The organism is Pseudomonas sp. 10S5 (genome assembly GCF_035019745.1).
Classification (GTDB): domain Bacteria; phylum Pseudomonadota; class Gammaproteobacteria; order Pseudomonadales; family Pseudomonadaceae; genus Aquipseudomonas.
Genome location: NZ_JASJVL010000033.1, coordinates 1 through 18,174, shown reverse-complemented (window position 1 = coordinate 18,174; position 18,174 = coordinate 1). Strand labels below are relative to the sequence as shown.

Here is an 18,174-nt window from a genome sequence, read left to right as displayed (position 1 = left end):
GTGGCATACAGAACTCAGGCCGCGTAGCTTATTCAATCACTGTCCAACATTTGGGGCGCAGTTCATACTGTGGGAGCCAACTTGTTCTCGACATTTTTTAACGCTGTCGTGGATCAGGCTTAGCCCGTCAGCTTCGCGAACAGTTTCAATCTCACCGAGATGAAAGTGAGCTCATGCCCCGTTTGCTGCGCGACAGCGCAGTCCCGGAGACGCCGGGGTACTCTTACAGATATTTAGGGGTTAAACGCCAACGCCGGTGGCGTATCGACGTCCCAAAGCACCCCCGGATCATCAACCGCTATTTCCCGCATTAGCCCAGCTTGAAACAAACACTTGGCACCCCGCTCTCCGGACAAGGCCATTAACGCCATGCAAAACCGTTTACCGAACGCCACAGGATGGCCGAACGCGTTGTCGTTGACGGGCACACTGATCATTCCATCTTCTACGGAGTCAATCAGCCGAGTCAGGGTTTCAGGCAGGATAAACGGCATATCGCCCAACACCACCAACCAACCACGATGGTCAGGCCAAGCCGAAACGGCTGCGGCGATGCTTTCACCCATTCCGGGGGAATCCAGCAACTCAATCTCGCAGCCGTAACGTCTCCCGAGTTCAATGACTTCAAGGCGATCAGGCCGGGTCAGCAACACTCTCTTATCCTCAGCACCCATCGCCAACTGAAGATTAATCAGCACCTGTTCAAGTACCGGCCGCACTACCCCGTCGTGTCCGAGGCAAGGCGCTAATAGCTTGTCCTTATCGGCACCCGCAATCGCCCGATAGCGGCTGCCCTGCCCTGCGGCAAGTACCACCGCACATAATGACGCACTCAATGCTCAATCTCGGCGATCAGCGGCTTTTTCTGCTTCAGCGCGATGCCGTTTTTGATCGTCACGATCTCGGCCATTAGCGACAGTGCAATTTCTGCGGGGGTGTGGCTACCAATATGCAGACCAATCGGCCCGTGCAAGCGCTGGATGGACTGCGCACTTAAACCCAGTTGCGCCAGATTTTTCCGACGCTTCTGGCTGTTGATCCGCGACCCTAAGGCGCCGATATAAAACGCCTTGGAACTGAGCGCCGTTAGCAGCGCCATGTCGTCCAGACGCGGATCATGGGTTAACGCGACGATGGCCGTGCGTTCATCGGTTTCGATGGTCAGCACCGCGTCGTCTGGCATTCCAGGCACGAACCGCGCTTTTTGGTCTTCCCAACCGTAAGCAAATTCTTTGCGCGGATCACAGATCAACACTTCGAAATCCAACAGATGAGCCATTTCAGTCACATAACGCGACAGCTGCCCGGCGCCGATCAGTAGTAATCGCCAACGTGGACCATAAATAGTGCGCAGCGTTTGCCCATCAAAACTGACTTGATCGGTCCGATTGGCTGGATGCAAAGTCACTGCACCGGACTTCAAATCCAGCTCTCGGGCCACGATTTGGTGGTCTTCGCAACGCTGCAGCAAATCAGCAACCCACTGCTCATCCCTGACCCATTCTTGGGTCAGGCGCAGGGTGCCACCGCACGGCAAACCGAAACGCGCAGCTTCCTCAAGGGTCACGCCATACGTCACCAGTTGCACCTCGTCGCAGGCCTGCAGACGACCGTCCTGCAAACGCGAAATCAGGTCGTCCTCAATGCAACCACCGGATACCGAACCAATCACCATGCCGTCTTCGCGCAGCGCCAACATCGCGCCAGGCGGCCGAGGGGCGCTGCCCCAGGTTTGTACCACGCTGTATAAAACCACGCGCTGACCGGCGCGGCGCCAGTCAAGCACACTGCGCAAGACATTCAAATCAACGCTATCCATCACAGGTTCGCCTGTTTTGATTGCAAGGTATACGAACACGTGAGACAGCAGAATAAACCGAAAAAGTCAGACCAATCTCAATAAAGGTTTGGCTCCATGTCGAGTTTTACGTTGTAGCGCCGAGCAATGTCAGTTTGGATACGTTGCGCGAGGTCCAGCAACTGCAGGCCGGTGGCAGCGCCATAGTTGACCAACACCAACGATTGCAAGCGATGCACACCCGCGTCGCCATCGCGAAAACCCTTCCACCCAGCCTCCTCGATCAACCAGCCTGCCGCCAGTTTCACCTGACCGTCAGCCTGTGGATAACCGACCAGCCCGGGATGTTCGCGCTTCAAGTCGGCGGCCAACGAAGCCGCCACCAACGGATTTTTGAAGAAACTGCCGGCATTACCTAGCACGGCGGGGTCCGGAAGTTTTTCACGACGAATCGCGCAAATTGCCAAGCTGACATCCTTGGGGGTCGGCTGGCTGATACCGTGTTCGTCAAGGCGCTGGCGCACCGGTCCGTACTCAAGGTGCAAATGTGCGGCACGGCTAAGAACGAACCGCACGCGCAAAATCAGCCAACGATCCGGGTTGTGCTTGAACACGCTGTCGCGGTATGCGAAGGCGCAATCGTTGAGGGTGAAGTCACGCAACTCGCCGGACTGTCGGTCCAGCGCAGTCAGGCTGTGGAAAACGTCCTTAATTTCGACCCCGTAGGCACCAATGTTTTGCATCGGCGCAGCGCCGACAGTGCCAGGGATCAAGCTAAGGTTTTCCAGACCGGACAAACCTTGCTCAAGCGTAGACATTACAAATGCATGCCAGCCTTCACCGGCCTCGGCTTCAATAATGACCCGCTCACCCTCGTCTCTGAGAATCCGAATTCCGCGAGTGACCAGGCGCAGAACAAGTGCCTGAACATCTGCGGTAAGCAGCACATTACTGCCGCCACCGATCACCAAAAGTGGCAGCGCGTGCTCAGCCGAATATGCCAGCGCCTGACGAATTTCGTCGTCGTCATGGGCTTCAGCAAACACCTTGGCGTGTACCTCCACACCGAGGGTATTGAACGGTTTGAGAGAAACCCCGGCCCGCACTTGTAACGTCATCAGATCTCCAGCAAGCGGCGCACGCGCTCAAGGTCTTCAGCGGTGTCGACACCGGCTGGCGGCGCTTCAAGTGCATCGGCAACGTGAATCCGCACCCCATGCCATAACGCACGCAATTGCTCCAGATTTTCGGTGTCCTCCAGCCAGCACGGTCCCCAGCTGACGAAATCGTGCAAGAAGCCAGCACGATAAGCGTAGATTCCTATGTGTCTGCGATAAGGCACGCCCGCTGGCAACTGATCTCGGTCATTGGCCAAGGCGTCACGCGCCCACGGCAAGGGTGCGCGACTAAAGGTCAGTGCCAATCCGTTGATATCAGCCACGACTTTGACCACGTTGGGATTAAACAAGGCTCCTATGTCATTGAGGGCTTCAGCCAAGGTCGACATCCGCGCCTCTGGATGTGCCGCCAGATTGGCCGCCACCTGATCAATCACTGCAGGCGGGATCATCGGTTCATCGCCCTGCACATTGACCACAATGGCATCGGCTGCCAAGCCTAATTGAGCGGCAACTTCTGCCAATCGGTCAGTGCCAGAATTATGGTCGTCACGGGTCAGCAAAACTTCGGCACCGAACACCCGGCAAGCGTCGACGATGCGCGTATCGTCGGTCGCAATCACGACGTGATCGGCACTACTTTTTAACGCCTGCTCCCAAACGTGCTGGATCATCGGTTTGCCAGCAATCAGCTTTAATGGTTTACCGGGAAAACGGCTCGAGCCGTAACGTGCCGGGATGACCACAGTGAACACAACCGTCATTTTTCCAAACGCTCATCGGTGGTTAAGGTCCGCGCTTCGCTTTCCAGCATTACTGGAATGCCATCACGAATCGGATAAGCCAGGCCAGCACCTTTGCTGATCAGCTCGGTTTTGTCAGCGCTGAGCTTGAGCGGTCCTTTGCAGATTGGGCAAGCGAGGATGTCGAGCAATTTGGTGTCCATAAGAAGTCCTGAGATGCAGTTATGGCAAAGGGGGTAAAAGGCGCTGCAATTGCGCGTCGAACCAGTCAATGAACGCTGCCGATGGTTCGGCATCCACCGCCAGGTACCACCAATCATCGGCGGCGAAAGCCCGACATTTCACGGCATCCTTCTCGGTCATGATCAGCGGCAGTGCCGGCGTAAAGCTCAACGCTTTGGCGCTGTAGACCGCATGGTCAGCAAACGCGTGAGGCACCGGGCGCCAGTGTAGCCCTTCGAGGGTGTTGAAGAAACGTTGCGGGTTGCCGATGCCAGCCACTGCGTGCAGCGCTTGCCCAGCAGGAAAATGGTCCAACGATTGCCGCTGGCCACTGCGCAGATTGATCAGCGTAGTGGGCTTGAGCACAAAGCCAAATCCGTCTTTACGGTCGTCGGTGGCGCCGTTGTAAAGCAGCGCGTCAATACTATCAAGGCGCTCCACGGGCTCACGCAACGGACCGGCAGGAAGACAGCGTCGATTACCCAAACCGCGAGCCGCATCAATCAGTACCAACTCCAGGTCCCGGGCCAAGCGGTAATGCTGCAAGCCGTCGTCGGATAAAATCAGGTCAAGCGGTTCGCAAGCGAGCAATGCGCGCACCGCACTGCCGCGATCAGGATCGATCATCAAAGGTGCACCGCTGCGCTGCACGATCAGCAGGGGTTCATCACCGGCTTCTTGCGGGCTTTGATCGGCTGTTACGCGCCACGGCAAACTCGGCGGTTTGGCTCCGTAACCCCGGCTGACCACCCCCACGCGCAGACCACGACGCCGACAGTGTTCGATCATCCAGAGAATCATCGGCGTTTTGCCGGTGCCACCCACCGTGATATTACCCACCACCAGCACCGGAACCGGTGCCCGGTAAATGGCACCCTCACCGGCGAGGAATCGCGCACGCTTGCCGTTCACCGTCCGCCGATAAAGCCATTCCAGCGGGCGCAGCAACCTGAGCGCAGGATGGCCGTGGTACCAGGCGTCGAGTAAACGATCGGTCAGGGCCATCAGTTCACCGTTGGCGCCTCGACCGTGGTCATGCGCAGGTGGCTGAAACCCAGCTTGCCCGCCGCATCCATGGCCGTGATCACAGCTTGATGAGGGGTTTTGCCGTCGGCACTGATCGACAGCGGCAACGTGGTGTTGCCTGACGATTCCTTTTGTAGCGCTTCGATCAATGACGGCAAATCATTTTTCGGCAGTAGCTGGTTATTCAACGAATAAATGCCGTCGGCACTGATCGCAATGTCCAGATGCTTGAGTTCGGAGTTCTCCTCCGGGGTACCGGTCACCGCTTGCGGCAGTTCTACCCGTAATTGGGTTTCCCGCGTGAAAGTGGTCGTCACAACAAAGAACAACAGCAGAATGAACACCACATCTATCAATGAAACCAGGTTGATGTCGATGTTCTCCCGCGGCCGGCGGCGACGAAATTTCACTTTTTCTTGCCCTCAGCCAAATCGACATCACGGTCGCCTTGCACCACCTCCACCAACTTGATCGCTTCCTGCTCCATGCCCACAACCAGTTCGTCGACCCGGCTTTGCAGGAAACGATGAAAGAAAATCGCCGGGATCCCGACCATCAGGCCCGAAGCGGTGCAGATCAATGCTTTGGAAATACCGCCTGCGAGAATCGCAGCATTGGTGGTCATGCCTGAGTTCATGAACGAGCCAAATATATCGATCATCCCAAGCACTGTGCCCAGCAGACCAAGCAACGGCGCCATGGCCGCAATAGTACCCAAAGCGCTCAAATAGCGTTCGAGGTCATGAATGACCCGTGCAGCGGCCTCTTCGATGCACTCTTTCATAATCTCGCGACCGTGGCGCGAGTTGGCCAAACCGGCCGCGAGAATTTCCCCCAGCGGTGAGTCAGCGCGCAGCTCCCGGAGTTTTTCTTTGTTAAGTTGCTTGTCTTTGATCCAGCGCCAGACTTGACCAAGCAGGTGTGGCGGGGTTATGCGGCTGGCACGCAAGGTCCAGAGCCGCTCGATAATGATCGCGACAGCCACGATGGAACTCAGAATGATCGGCAGCATCATCCAACCGCCTGATTTGACCAGTTCCCACACAGTAGCGACCCCCTGAAAAAGTGGCGCCACTCTAACATAGGGCCGCCCGCACACCGAACCCTGCGATGAGTAAGCACACCGCTCAATCTCGCCAGAAACGCCGCCGGCCGCGTTCCGCCTGCGGCTGATTGTATCGCCCCAATTGCAGATAAATGGCGCCACGGTCCGCACTGTCATAAGGCTGTATCGACAACGCATCAAAACGCGCCATGACCCGAGGGTGCGGATGTCCAAAGGCGTTATTGCGACCCCTCGAAATCAACACACCCTCCGGTTTGACGGCCTTGAGAAATACCATCGAGGAAGAGCTTCGGCTACCGTGGTGGGGTGCCTGTAACCAGCGCGCGCGAAGATCAAAATCGCTATCGATCAGCACGCGCTCGGCGGCGGCATCGATATCGCCGGTCAGCAGCAAGCGCTCGCCATTCGCGTCAACCATCAACACACAGGACGCGGGGTTACTTTCTGTCGCCGCCTCCCACCGCCAGGTTGTGAACTGCACGCCGTCCCATTCCCAGTGCGCACCGCTTTCGCAAAATTGCGCATTCAACGCCGCAGATAGTTCGCTCGCTTCACCGCTGAGCACACGAGCAACGGGCAAACCCTCGTAGACCGCCATGGCGCCGCCGGTGTGATCGGCGTGGGCATGGCTAAGTAGCATAACGTCCAGATGGCGAACTCCGGTCTTGCGTATGGCGGGCAACACTACCCGCTGGCCGATATCAAAATCCCCGAAGCGTGGACCGGCATCGAATAACAGCGTGTGTCCACGCGTGCGTAGTAACACCGCCAGCCCTTGTCCTACATCCAGTTGCAACACCTCGACCTCGCCGTGCGGCACCGCCTTTAGCGGAGGAAACACGCACATCAGCAACAACGGCCAGCCCAACAGACGTAGCGGCATGCCGCTGGGCAGCAACAATAAAATGCCCCCCAACAGGCTTAACCACCACGCCCACCAAGGTACGGCGCTGCTTGTCCAGGCCGGCCACCATCCGCTGACCAGCGCCAGACCTTGAAACAGCCACTCTAACAGCCCGCCTGCCAGCCACAACAGGCCTTCACCCATCGCAGGTATCGGCAACAACAGCGTGCCGAGCAATGCCAGCGGCAACACCACGACACTGATCCATGGCACCGCGAATAAATTGGCCAGAGGCCCACTGAGGCTCACCGGAAGGTTCAACGCCAATAACACTGGCAGCAATCCAATCGCGATCAGCCATTGTGCGCGGGTCCAACTCTGCAACCAGCTCCATGCGCCCAAACGACCGCTGAACACTAGAATCAATATCCCCACGGCTGCAAACGACAACCAAAAGCCTGGCTGCAGACTGACCAGTGGTTCGAACAACAACACTGCGTTAAGCGACAACAGCAACGGCCATCCCACGCCCAAGTGGCGAAAGCGCAACCGCCAAAGTAATACCATACCGATCATCGTGCAGGCGCGGCGCACCGGAACCTCGAAACCGGCGAGCAAGCCATACCCGAGCGCTGCAGCAAACGCCAACCCACAGGCCCAAGGCAGCCAGGGCAGACGACGCGGCCACAATCCCCAACGAGCCAACCCGGCAACCAGCGCGTAGATTAACCCGGCCAACAAGCCGATATGCTGACCCGAGATCACCAGCAAATGGACGGTACCGGTGTCTTGTAAGACTTGCCAATCGACGGTGCTCAACCCGGAGTCGTCGCCTAATACCAAGGCTGCTAGCCCCCCTTCTCGACCCTGGGCATCGACGGCCAGTACGCGCTGACGCAGCGCATCGCGCCAAGCTGAAGTCGCGGGGGCGATGCGTTGACCGTCGGCTACCGAGCCCGTCGCGCCAATACGCTGCGTAAGAAGCCAGGCTTCATAGTCGAACGAATCAGGATTGACCAACCCCGCCGGACGCTTGAGCTTAACCGCCAAGCGCCAGTATTCACCGCTGCGCACCGGCGGCCCGCCGTACCATGACAGCCGCATGCGTTGCGGCAACTCACTGCGCCGTGATTGCGCCCCGTTCAATTGAAACCTCACCACGCCACTGACCGATTGCTGCGGCAGCCCCACCACCTTGCCTTGCAGCCATAACGTTTGGCCATCGAGGTGAATGGGTAACCGATCATTGAGTGCAGACTGAGCAGAGATACACGCCCAACTGAAACCAAACAGAAAAAACGCCAGTGGATAAGTACGAAAAGGTAACAGCGTCAGCGCAATGACCGGCATCAAGCACAACAACCACGTCGGCGGTAGTACCGGTAAAAAACGAACAGCTAGAAGTCCCAGCGCGAGCGCCACCATTCCTGTGCGCATAGTTATGCCTTTTAAGAGTCAGGCCTTTGAATTAGCCCACTTAGCCAGGCGCTGCTTTATTAATTGTCACAAAGTCTAAATTAGATGTGAGCGGAATCTATGCATACTGACCCCCAACATTGGGACGGGAAACCATATGCCGCGACGCCTGATCAAACGCTTCTTGCCGGACCCGACGCGCATTCGGGAACACAAATCCTTACGCTTTTTTGGGCGTTTCCTGCACGATCCGAACCTGTGGCACCTCAATCGGCACTCTGTATCCCGCGCCGTGGGGCTAGGTTTTTTCGCTGCGTTAATGCCAATCCCGTTTCAAATGCTGCTGGCCGCAGCATTGGCCATTGTCGTGCGCGGCAACTTACCTATCGGGGTCAGCTTGGTGTGGCTAACCAACCCGATCACCATGCCGCCGGTGTTTTATTGCACGTACAAAATCGGATCGTGGCTGATGCAACTGCCCCCGCGCCATTTCCCGGACGAATTGACCTGGAACTGGATCAGCGGACAACTCTCTACATTGTGGCAGCCGTTTCTGTTGGGATCGGTGGTGGCGGGTTTGGTGCTTGGCGCGCTGGGGTTTGGACTGACGCAGATGTACTGGCGCTGGTGGGTGGGTAGGCGCTGGAGACAAAGGAAGGAGAAGCGGGGGTGATCCGATGGGCTGTGTTGCCTGCATCGCCAACAAGGTGGCCCTACAGAGTCACGCTGTAGATACCGTCCTGTTGGCGAAAGCGGTTTTATCTACTGCCGCATCCCACGGCCACTGACTAACAACCGCACGCAGCCCCAGTACAGCACGATGGTTGCGATGACCATAAAGCTCATAGCCACGCTGATACGGATATCAGACACACCAAGGATGCCATAGCGGAAGGCGTTGACCATATGCAGCACCGGATTAGCCATGGACACGGTCTGCCAGAACGGCGGCAGCAAGTTGATCGAGTAAAACACCCCGCCCAAGTACGTCAACGGCGTCAGGACAAATGTCGGGATAATCGAGATATCGTCAAAATTGCGTGCAAAAACGGCGTTAATGAAGCCTAGAAGCGAGAATATCGTCGCCGTCAGCACCACCACAATGATAGTAATGCCCCAGTGATGAACTTGCAGATCGGTGAAGAACATCGACAAGATGGTCACGATGACGCCCACCATCAGGCCCCGCAACACTCCGCCCAACGTAAAACCAATCAAAATTGTATGGGGTGAGACCGGCGAGACCATCAACTCCTCAATAGAACGCTGGAACTTGCTGCCGAAGAAACTCGACACCACGTTGCCATAGGAGTTAGTGATGACCGACATCATGATCAGCCCTGGCACGATGTACTGCATGTAGGTGAAGCCACCCATCCCGCCAATCTGCTTACCGATCAAATTGCCGAAGATCACGAAGTACAAAACCATGGTGATCGCTGGCGGAAGCAGCGTTTGCGGCCAGATTCGGGTGAATCGGCGCACTTCACGGTAAACGATGGTGTTAAGCGCAATCAGGTTTGGACGCAGTTCGGAGACATGTTCGATACGGGGTTCAGTACTCATACCGCCACCTTCGCCAGATTTTTTTCTACCAGGGACACGAACAGTTCCTCAAGGCGATTGGTCTTGTTGCGCAGGCTCAGCACTTCGATGTTCTTCAAAGCCAATTGGCCAAACAACGCGGTAATGCCGATGGTTTTATCCACCTGCACTTCCAGCGTGTGACTGTCGACGAGCTTAGCCGGATAGCCGATCAACGTAGGCGCCGCCTGGTGCGAGTCCTTCAGGTCAAGCAGAAAAGTCTCCACATGCAGCGTGTTCAACAACTGCTTCATGCCCATGTTTTGAACGATGGTGCCGTGATCGATGATGCCAATGTTGCGGCACAGGTGCTCAGCCTCTTCCAAGTAATGTGTAGTGAGGATGATGGTGATGCCTTTCTCGTTCAGCTCTGTCAGAAAGGTCCACATCGAGCGACGCAGTTCAATGTCCACGCCCGCAGTTGGTTCATCGAGAATCAATAGACGTGGCTCATGGATCAACGCCCGAGCAATCATAAGACGACGCTTCATACCGCCGGACAAAGCACGCGACGGCACATCGCGCTTGTCCCACAGGCCCAACTGAGTCAGGTACTGCTCGGCGCGTTCCTTGGCGATTTTCGGTGGAATTCCGTAGTAACCGGCTTGGGTCACAACGATGTCGAAGGTCTTCTCAAACTGATTGAAGTTGAATTCTTGCGGCACCACACCGATGCAACGTTTCAACGCAGCGGGGTCGCGATCGAGGTCATGACCGAAGATATTCACGGTCCCGCTGGTCTTGTTCACCAGAGTAGAAATGATACCGATAGTCGTGGATTTGCCGGCGCCATTGGGGCCGAGCAAAGCGTAAAAGTCACCTTCGGCGACATCCAGTTCGATACCGTTCAAGGCCTTGAAACCGTTGCCGTAGGTTTTGGTTAGCTGCCGGATGGACAGAGCGGAACTCATAACTGGATTACACACCAAGAAAGGAAGAGAAGTAATAAGTAAGGGCAAACACAATTGATTACAACTGCGGCGTACCGGCAATGTTGCTTGGCAACGCCGTGCAAGTACAGCGCCGCGTGTTGATAGTGACTATTAACTCAACGTGGTCATGACGGCCTTGCGGTACGCCGGACGCTGTTTCAACCGCTCGTACCAGGCTTGGAGATGCGGCAGCGGCGGGCGTTCAATCGGCATCTCGAACCAGGCATAAATAAAGCTGCCTAACGGAATGTCGCCCATACCGAATGCCTCACCCGAGAGATAAGGTTGTTTAGCCAATGCCTCGTCGGCCACTTCCAGAATCTCTGCACAGGCCTTGATGGCAGCGTTGATTTTCGTCCAGTCCTGTTGTCCGGCAGGGGTACGCAATACACCCCAAAAAACCGGTTTAAAAGGTTCAGCCACCGACGAAGACGTCCAATCCATCCACTTGTCCGCACTGGCCCGCTCAGCCGGACTTGCTGGACACAGCGCCGAGCCGGGCGCATAACGCGCAACCAGATAACGTACGATGGCATTTGATTCCCAAAGCACCAGGCCATCATCTTCAATAACGGGTATCCGTCCATTGGGGTTCATCGCCCGGAATTGAGGGTCATCAACGATACCGAACGCGCCGCCCGCATCAATGGCTTTATACGGCACCGCTACTTCCTCCGCACACCACAGCGCCTTACGGACGTTGGAAGAGTTCTTTCGGCCCCAAACCTTTAGCATTGCCTTTTACCCCTGCTGGTCGCTGGTAAAAAAGTAGTGAATACGTCGCGCGCCACTCTACGCTTAGCCACTGCCGACTCCAACCTTGAAAGTACCGCGCCGAACTCCACCCGCGCCCAGGGGTCATTATCGATAGCGGATTTGACGCTGAAATCCCCGGCCTATTTGCCGACGTTTTTCCATCTACCGATGCGCTCACTGTTTGACGCCCGCTTCACCTCAGGCCGTCTAAGCTCTTGACTGTCATCACGGAGAATTATTTATGTTGCTGCTGTGGATTCTGATTTTGGTGGTCGGCATCGCATACCTCGCTCATCGACGTATCGCGCCGCTGCCCGCCCTGGGTATCGTGGCGCTGTACTTACTGGCCGTGGGCATTTCAAGCCATGCCCATGGTTGGCTCATGGCAATCCTTTGGGTGCTGTGGCTGGCGGTCTTGCTGCCCCTGGTGCTGCCGGATCTACGCCGCAAATACTTCACCGCGCCGTTGTTTTCCTGGTTCAAGAAAGTCCTGCCACCGATGTCGAAAACCGAGCGCGATGCCATCGATGCCGGGACCGTCTGGTGGGACGGCGAGTTGTTCAGTGGCCGGCCTGACTGGGAAAAGCTACTGGCTTACCCCAAGGTGCAATTCACTGAAGAAGAACAGGCTTTCATTGATGGCCCCACCGAAGAACTGTGCGCGATGGTCAGCGATTGGCAGATCGGGCAAGCGCTGGACCTGCCTCCCGAAGCCTGGGCACATATCAAACAGCACGGCTTTTTTGCGCTGATTATTCCCAAGGAGTACGGCGGAAAAGGCTTCTCGGCCTACGCGCACTCCCAAGTGGCAATGAAGCTGGCGACCCGTAGCGGCGATCTGGCGTCCACCGTCATGGTGCCCAACTCCCTCGGCCCCGCCGAACTGTTGCTGCATTACGGCACCGACGAACAACGCAACCATTACTTGCCGCGTCTGGCCCGAGGCGACGATATCCCCTGCTTCGCCTTGACTGGCCCACTGGCCGGCTCCGATGCGGGCGCCATGCCAGACACCGGGATTATCTGTAAAGGCCAATGGAAAGGTGAAGAAGTCATCGGCCTGCGCTTGAATTGGGAAAAACGTTACATCACCCTCGGCCCGATCGCGACGCTGCTGGGGCTGGCATTCAAGGCCTTCGACCCCCAACACCTGCTCGGCGAAGAAGACGATTTAGGCATCAGCCTGGCGCTAATCCCCACCGACACCCCGGGTGTTGAAATCGGTCGCCGTCACTTGCCGCTGGGTGCTGCGTTCATGAACGGCCCGAACTCCGGGAAAAATGTCTTTATTCCGCTGGAATTCCTCATCGGCGGCCAAGAGATGCTGGGCAAAGGCTGGATGATGTTGATGAACTGCCTGTCTGTCGGGCGTTCGATCTCGTTGCCTGCGGTGGGCACCGGCGCAGCCAAGTTCACCAGTTTGGTGACCGGGCAGTACGCACAGGTTCGTGAACAGTTCAACGTGCCGCTCTCAGCGTTTGAAGGCATTCAAGAAGCTATGGCACGTATCGGCGGCAACGCGTGGTTGATGGACAGTGCGCGGATGCTGACGGCCAATGCCATCGATCTGGGGGAAAAACCTTCGGTGTTGTCGGCCATTTTGAAATACCACCTGACCGAGCGCGGCCGAGAGTGCATTGGCCACGCCATGGACGTGCACGGCGGCAAGGGCATCATCATGGGCCCGAACAATTACCTGGGCCGTAACTGGCAAGGGGCACCGATCTTCATTACGGTTGAAGGTGCGAATATTCTCTCGCGCAACTTGATGATCTTCGGCCAAGGCGCAATTCGCTGCCACCCGTTCGTGCTCAAAGAAATGGCATTGGCCGGTCTCGAAGACCAAGACCGCGCGCTCATGGAATTCGACGGCCTGCTGTTGAAGCACATCGGTTTCGCGGTAAGCAATGCCGCCAGCACGTTGGTGCTCAATCTTGGTTTCGGTCATCTCGAAACCGCGCCGGGCAATAGCCTGAGCCAAGGTTACTTCCGGGCGCTTAATCGTCAAGCTGCCGCCTTCGCCATGCTCGCCGACCTGAGCATGATGTTGCTGGGAGGCGAACTGAAACGTAAAGAACGGCTGTCCGCCCGTCTCGGTGACGTACTTAGCCATATGTATCTCGCATCTGCGGCGCTCAAACGCTATCACGACCTGGACTCACCTGAGCATTTAAACCCGCTGTTTCGCTGGGCCATGGAAGAGAGCCTGGGTAAATCTGAACAGGCACTGGATCAACTGCTGAACAATTTTCCAAGTTTGATTCTCGGCCGTGTATTGCGCGTGCTGGTGTTCCCGTTCGGTCGGCGGCATACCGGGCCGTCGGACAGACTCGATGCGCAAGTCGCCGAAGTCATGGGCCGCGCCAAGGGCGATCCGACGCTGGAGGCCATGCTCGCCGGCTGCTACCGCCCGCAATCGGCAGATGATCCGGTCGGTGCGTTGCAGCACGCATGTGATTTGCTCAACGCCAGCCGGCCGCTGCAACAGAAGCTGCACCACGCGCTGAAAAGCGGTCAGGTCAAGCCGATGGCCGGCGAACAGTTGATCGACGCCGCGCTGAATGCAGGCGTGTTGCAGCCGGTGGAAGCCGAAACACTGCGGGCCGCCGAAGCCGCGCGGCGCAAGGTGATCGACGTCGATGACTTCGACAAAGAGGCATTGACGCTGGCCGAGGGCAAGACGCGCTAACGCTGGGCGGATGATTAGAACTAGCCGTTTGTTTTTACGGACAGCGGGCGCGCAGGGTTTATACTCTCGCGCCCGTTTTTGCTTTTGAGGACTTCACCATGGCTGACGCTACGCTCGCCCACCAACTGAACCTGCTGACACACCTGCGCAGTATCCTGGTCGCCCTTGGCGAGGCCGAGCAAGTTCCCGAAGAAAGCCATGAGCTGTTTATGGAGCGCTTCGACGAGCTGGTTGAGCTGCTGCCCCGCGATCCGGTCGAGAGCCAATACCTGGGACAGGAAATGCTCTGCCAAGTAATTCAGCGCTACCCGCAAATCGCTCATTTGGTCCCACGCGATTTGTTGTGGTTTTTCGCGGGTGACTGCCTGCACTTCATGCCGGACGACGAAATCGAGTTGTATCAGGCATTGGAAGAGCGCCGCTACGAAGCCGAAGAAAACGAAGAACCGTTCGATTGGAATCAGGAGAAAGCTTTGCTGGCGCTGTCGATACAAGACAGTAAGCACTAATCAACGCTTACTCCCATAAGCATGAATTTATTGGCTAAGATCCTTGGCTGGCAAGCCGCCTCGCGAACATGTTTGAATCACGCGGCGCTAACGGTCAGCGTAATGAACGTTGCGCTTCAGCAAAGTAACAGTCCAGCAGTTTGCAGCGCTGCTATGGAGCAAACCATCACCAACTCCATCTAGCCAATGGACTCGCCAACATTTTTTCCGGGAAAATTTTGCCTGCTGGAAACAAGGCGGCAACTGCATCCAACTCACCCTTTTCAATTCTGCCTATCAAGTGCTGCCCCAGCCGGTTGTCACTTAGGCGTGCAGTTCAGGAAACTTGACCCGCAGATGCCTGCTCAAAATCCATTAGCCGGCGAATAATAGCCGGCCGGGTTAAGTCCACGTTTCTCCCTGATATTTGGGATCTGTCTAAAGAAGGCCAACACCCATGAGTAACCTTCCCTCTCGATCCTTCGCCGACATCCGTCGCGCACTGCTGGCCCGTGAAGAACTGGCGCTGGTGGATGTTCGCGAGGAAGCACCGTTCGCTCAGGGTCACCCACTGTTCGCTGCCAACATTCCACTGTCGAAACTTGAACTTGAAGTGTTCTCGCGCATCCCCCGCCGCAATACAGCCGTAACGCTGTACGACAACGGCGAAGGCTTGGCGGCAATGGCACTGCAACGCTTGCACGAACTTGGCTACAACGACGTGCGATTGCTGGAAGGCGGTTTACAGGGCTGGCGCGACGCTGGCGGCGAACTGTTCATCGACGTCAACGTGCCTAGTAAAGCTTTTGGCGAGCTGGTAGAAAGCCAACGCCACACGCCGTCGTTGGCCGCCGAAGAAGTGCTCGCACTGATCGCCGCCAAAGCTGATGTAGTGGTGCTCGATGCTCGCCGCTATGACGAATACCAAACCATGAGCATTCCCGGCAGCATCAGCGTGCCGGGCGCTGAATTAGTGTTGCGCGCCCGCGAATTGGCGCCGGACCCCAACACCCGAATCATCGTCAATTGCGCCGGTCGAACTCGAAGCATTATCGGCACCCAATCGCTGATGAATGCGGGGCTGCCGAACATTGTCTCGGCGTTGCGCAATGGCACCATTGGCTGGCTGCTGGCCAATCAAACGCTGGAGCACGGCCAAGCGCGACGTTTCTCCGCCGTGAGCGAAGACACTCGTGAGCTGGCCAACGCTGATGCGCTGAAGGTTGCACACAAGGCCGGGGTCAAACGTGCCTCCCGAGCCGATTTACCTCATTGGCAAACCGAGCCCGCCCGGAGTACTTACCTATTCGACGTTCGTACCCCGGAAGAATTTACCCGAGGCCATCTGCCAGGTTCGCGCTCAACACCAGGCGGCCAACTGGTGCAAGAAACTGATCACTATGCCAGCGTGCGTGGCGCTCGACTGGTACTGATCGACGACGACGGCGTACGGGCCAATATGTCTGGCTCTTGGTTGGCACAGCTAGGTTGGGAGGTATTCGTCGTTGACGACTTACAACCTAACGATTTCAGTGAGAAAGGTGATTGGGAGGTCCCCATTCCCGAGCCGCGCCAAGCCGAGGAAATCAGCGCCGAAACCCTTGCCCAATGGCGTGATCAAGGCGACGTGGCAGTGCTGGATTTCACCACCAGTGCCAGCTACGTCAAACAACACATTCCCGGCGCGTGGTGGGTATTGCGTGGGCAACTGAACCAAGCGCTGGAGAATATTCCCGTCGCGCAACGCTACGTGCTGACGTGCGGCAGCAGTCGCCTGGCGCGGCTCGCCGTGGCGCAGGTCGAGGCGTTAACCGGCAAGCAGGTCTTCCTGCTCACGGGCGGCAACGCCACCTGGTTCGCCTCCGGTTTTCCCGTGCAAGCGGGCGAAAGCCATTTGGCTTCGCCGCGCATTGACCGCTACCGCCGACCCTACGAAGGCACCGACGCGCCGCGTAAAGCCATGCAAGCCTATCTGGACTGGGAATTTGGTCTGGTCGATCAGCTGGCCCGCGACGGTACCCACGGGTTTTTCGTCATCTAGAAGATTCCGAGGCGCTACGCAGTCAGAAGCGCTCCTAGCGCGAAAGGTCATGCTGCAGTTGATTACGGCGCCGGGTTGGGTTGCCGGGCGTGGATGGCTTCGATACCCGCCAGCACGTCTTGGGACAGAGTTACGTCGGCGCTGGCCAAGTTGCTGGTCAATTGCTCAGAAGTGGTGGCGCCGATGATGTTACTGGTCACGAACGGTCGGCTGGTGACGTAGGCCAATGCCATTTGTGCCGGGTCCAGGCCGTGTTCACGCGCCAGCCCCACGTAAGCCGCGCTGGCAATGTCGACCTGCGGATTGTTGTAGCGCTGGAAGCGATCAAACAGCGTCAACCGACCCTTCGCGGGGCGAGCGCCGTTGAGGTACTTGCCCGCCAGCACGCCAAACGCCAAAGGCGAATAGGCCAGCAAACCGATCTGCTCGCGTATCGCGATTTCAGCCAGGCCGATTTCGAAGGTGCGGTTAAGCAAGTTGTAAGGGTTCTGGATCGATACCGCCCGTGGCAGGTGACGACTTTCCGCCATGTGCAGGAAACGCTGGGTGCCCCATGGCGTTTCGTTAGACAAACCAAAATGGCGAATCTTGCCCGCTTTCACTAAATCGTCTAATACCAACAAGGTTTCTTCGATCTCAACAGGCTGATCATGCGCATCATGGGTGTAGCCCAGCACACCAAAAAAATTGGTTTTTCGGTCTGGCCAGTGCAATTGGTACAGGTCCAGATAATCAGTGTTCAAACGCGTGAGGCTGGCCTCAACCGCAGCGATGATGTTGACCCGATCAAGCCGTGGGTTACCGTCGCGAATGTGGTCCATGCGACCAGGGCCGGCGACTTTGCTAGCCAGAATCCAATCATTACGGTCGCCGTACTTCTGGAAGTATTGGCCAATAATGCGTTCGGTCTCGGCGTAGGTTTCGCCACCCGGCGGTACCGGGTACATCTCCGCAGTGTCGAGAAAATTGACCCCTGCGTCCTTGGACTGACGAATTTGTGCGAAGGCTTCTTCTGCCGTGTTTTGCTCGCCCCAGGTCATGGTGCCCAACGCGATGGCGCTGACCGTCAGATCGGTCTTGCCCAGTAAACGAAACTCCATCAATGACTCCGTCTGGCTCAACTATAAAAAAGTGCCCTGAGTCGGGCCTCGAATTTCGATGACCATCAAGCACCTGCCAAGGCCGACGACGCCAGTCTTTTTTCCGACCCGAAGGCTTTTCGCTCGACCCCAGCTTCCAGAACTCAAATAACGCACACACAAAAACGCCGCTCATTGAGCGGCATTTTTTGTACAAATGGAGCGGGAAACGAGACTCGAACTCGCGACCCCGACCTTGGCAAGGTCGTGCTCTACCAACTGAGCTATTCCCGCAAATGGCGTCCCCTAGGGGACTCGAACCCCTGTTACCGCCGTGAAAGGGCGGTGTCCTAGGCCACTAGACGAAGGGGA

17 protein-coding genes, 1 tRNA gene and 1 pseudogene are annotated in these 18,174 nt (G+C 57.0%); 4 read left to right on the top strand and 15 right to left on the bottom strand.

Features of this window, described 5'->3' with window-relative positions:
• Window positions 1-233 precede the first annotated feature (233 nt).
• The 9 genes from QN378_RS23025 to QN378_RS22985 all read right to left on the bottom strand — a co-directional run bounded on the left by QN378_RS23025 (window position 234) and on the right by QN378_RS22985 (window position 8,254).
• A complete protein-coding gene (locus QN378_RS23025; protein WP_322204883.1) occupies window positions 234-836 on the bottom strand; it encodes a nucleotidyltransferase family protein in 603 nt (200 codons plus the stop codon).
• Window positions 833-1,819: an XdhC family protein gene (locus tag QN378_RS23020; RefSeq protein WP_323551016.1), complete on the bottom strand. Its 987-nt coding sequence runs from the start codon at window positions 1,817-1,819 to the stop codon at window positions 833-835. The genes QN378_RS23025 and QN378_RS23020 overlap by 4 nt, the downstream gene beginning before the upstream one ends.
• Before the next feature lie 77 nt (window positions 1,820-1,896).
• Window positions 1,897-2,916: a UDP-N-acetylmuramate dehydrogenase gene (gene murB / locus QN378_RS23015; RefSeq protein WP_322204885.1), complete on the bottom strand. Its 1,020-nt coding sequence runs from the start codon at window positions 2,914-2,916 to the stop codon at window positions 1,897-1,899.
• Window positions 2,916-3,680 carry a 3-deoxy-manno-octulosonate cytidylyltransferase gene (gene kdsB / locus QN378_RS23010; protein WP_322204886.1) on the bottom strand — a complete coding sequence of 255 codons (765 nt, stop codon included), beginning with the start codon at window positions 3,678-3,680 and terminating at the stop codon, window positions 2,916-2,918. The genes murB and kdsB overlap by 1 nt, the downstream gene beginning before the upstream one ends.
• Window positions 3,677-3,862 carry a Trm112 family protein gene (locus QN378_RS23005; RefSeq protein WP_322204887.1) on the bottom strand — a complete coding sequence of 62 codons (186 nt, stop codon included), beginning with the start codon at window positions 3,860-3,862 and terminating at the stop codon, window positions 3,677-3,679. Before QN378_RS23005 ends, kdsB begins: the two co-directional genes overlap by 4 nt.
• A gap of 19 nt (window positions 3,863-3,881) precedes the next feature.
• A complete protein-coding gene (gene lpxK / locus QN378_RS23000; protein WP_322204888.1) occupies window positions 3,882-4,886 on the bottom strand; it encodes a tetraacyldisaccharide 4'-kinase in 1,005 nt (334 codons plus the stop codon).
• Window positions 4,886-5,317, bottom strand: coding sequence for a biopolymer transporter ExbD (locus QN378_RS22995; RefSeq protein WP_322204889.1), 432 nt, complete (start codon window positions 5,315-5,317; stop codon window positions 4,886-4,888). Before QN378_RS22995 ends, lpxK begins: the two co-directional genes overlap by 1 nt.
• On the bottom strand, window positions 5,314-5,952 hold the full coding sequence (locus QN378_RS22990) for a MotA/TolQ/ExbB proton channel family protein (protein ID WP_323551015.1): 639 nt from the start codon (window positions 5,950-5,952) through the stop codon (window positions 5,314-5,316). The genes QN378_RS22995 and QN378_RS22990 overlap by 4 nt, the downstream gene beginning before the upstream one ends.
• A gap of 82 nt (window positions 5,953-6,034) precedes the next feature.
• Window positions 6,035-8,254 carry a DNA internalization-related competence protein ComEC/Rec2 gene (locus QN378_RS22985; RefSeq protein ID WP_322204891.1) on the bottom strand — a complete coding sequence of 740 codons (2,220 nt, stop codon included), beginning with the start codon at window positions 8,252-8,254 and terminating at the stop codon, window positions 6,035-6,037.
• A gap of 136 nt (window positions 8,255-8,390) precedes the next feature.
• Here QN378_RS22985 and QN378_RS22980 point away from each other — a divergent pair, with 136 nt between their 5' ends.
• Complete coding sequence (locus tag QN378_RS22980) at window positions 8,391-8,906, top strand: DUF2062 domain-containing protein (RefSeq protein ID WP_322204892.1); 516 nt, start codon at window positions 8,391-8,393, stop codon at window positions 8,904-8,906.
• Between the two features lie 89 nt (window positions 8,907-8,995).
• On the opposite strand, the gene QN378_RS22975 is transcribed toward QN378_RS22980, so the two are convergent.
• From QN378_RS22975 to QN378_RS22965, 3 genes are all read right to left on the bottom strand, one after another.
• Window positions 8,996-9,799 carry an ABC transporter permease gene (locus QN378_RS22975; protein ID WP_322204893.1) on the bottom strand — a complete coding sequence of 268 codons (804 nt, stop codon included), beginning with the start codon at window positions 9,797-9,799 and terminating at the stop codon, window positions 8,996-8,998.
• Window positions 9,796-10,728 carry an ABC transporter ATP-binding protein gene (locus QN378_RS22970; protein ID WP_322204894.1) on the bottom strand — a complete coding sequence of 311 codons (933 nt, stop codon included), beginning with the start codon at window positions 10,726-10,728 and terminating at the stop codon, window positions 9,796-9,798. Before QN378_RS22970 ends, QN378_RS22975 begins: the two co-directional genes overlap by 4 nt.
• Before the next feature lie 132 nt (window positions 10,729-10,860).
• A complete protein-coding gene (locus QN378_RS22965) occupies window positions 10,861-11,484 on the bottom strand; it encodes a glutathione S-transferase (protein ID WP_322204895.1) in 624 nt (207 codons plus the stop codon).
• 262 nt (window positions 11,485-11,746) lie between these two features.
• Between QN378_RS22965 and QN378_RS22960 the strand changes: the two genes are divergently transcribed.
• Both QN378_RS22960 and QN378_RS22955 read left to right on the top strand, forming a co-directional pair.
• Window positions 11,747-14,194, top strand: coding sequence for an acyl-CoA dehydrogenase (locus QN378_RS22960; RefSeq protein ID WP_322204896.1), 2,448 nt, complete (start codon window positions 11,747-11,749; stop codon window positions 14,192-14,194).
• Window positions 14,195-14,292: 98 nt separating this feature from the next.
• Window positions 14,293-14,703 (top strand): PA2817 family protein, encoded by a 411-nt coding sequence (locus tag QN378_RS22955; RefSeq protein ID WP_322165506.1) that lies wholly within the window; start codon window positions 14,293-14,295, stop codon window positions 14,701-14,703.
• Window positions 14,704-14,885: 182 nt separating this feature from the next.
• Here the strand turns inward: QN378_RS22955 and QN378_RS22950 are convergent.
• Window positions 14,886-15,045, bottom strand: a pseudogene (locus QN378_RS22950) (LysR family transcriptional regulator); the annotation flags it as partial.
• A gap of 94 nt (window positions 15,046-15,139) precedes the next feature.
• Here QN378_RS22950 and QN378_RS22945 point away from each other — a divergent pair.
• Entirely contained in the window at window positions 15,140-16,723 is a 1,584-nt protein-coding gene (locus QN378_RS22945; protein ID WP_323551014.1) for a rhodanese homology domain-containing protein, read from the top strand.
• Between the two features lie 62 nt (window positions 16,724-16,785).
• Here QN378_RS22945 and QN378_RS22940 read toward each other — a convergent pair whose 3' ends face one another.
• Both QN378_RS22940 and QN378_RS22935 read right to left on the bottom strand, forming a co-directional pair.
• Window positions 16,786-17,823 carry an NADP(H)-dependent aldo-keto reductase gene (locus tag QN378_RS22940; RefSeq protein WP_322204898.1) on the bottom strand — a complete coding sequence of 346 codons (1,038 nt, stop codon included), beginning with the start codon at window positions 17,821-17,823 and terminating at the stop codon, window positions 16,786-16,788.
• A gap of 197 nt (window positions 17,824-18,020) precedes the next feature.
• A tRNA-Gly gene (locus QN378_RS22935) sits at window positions 18,021-18,096 on the bottom strand.
• Between the last annotated feature and the right edge of the window lie 78 nt (window positions 18,097-18,174).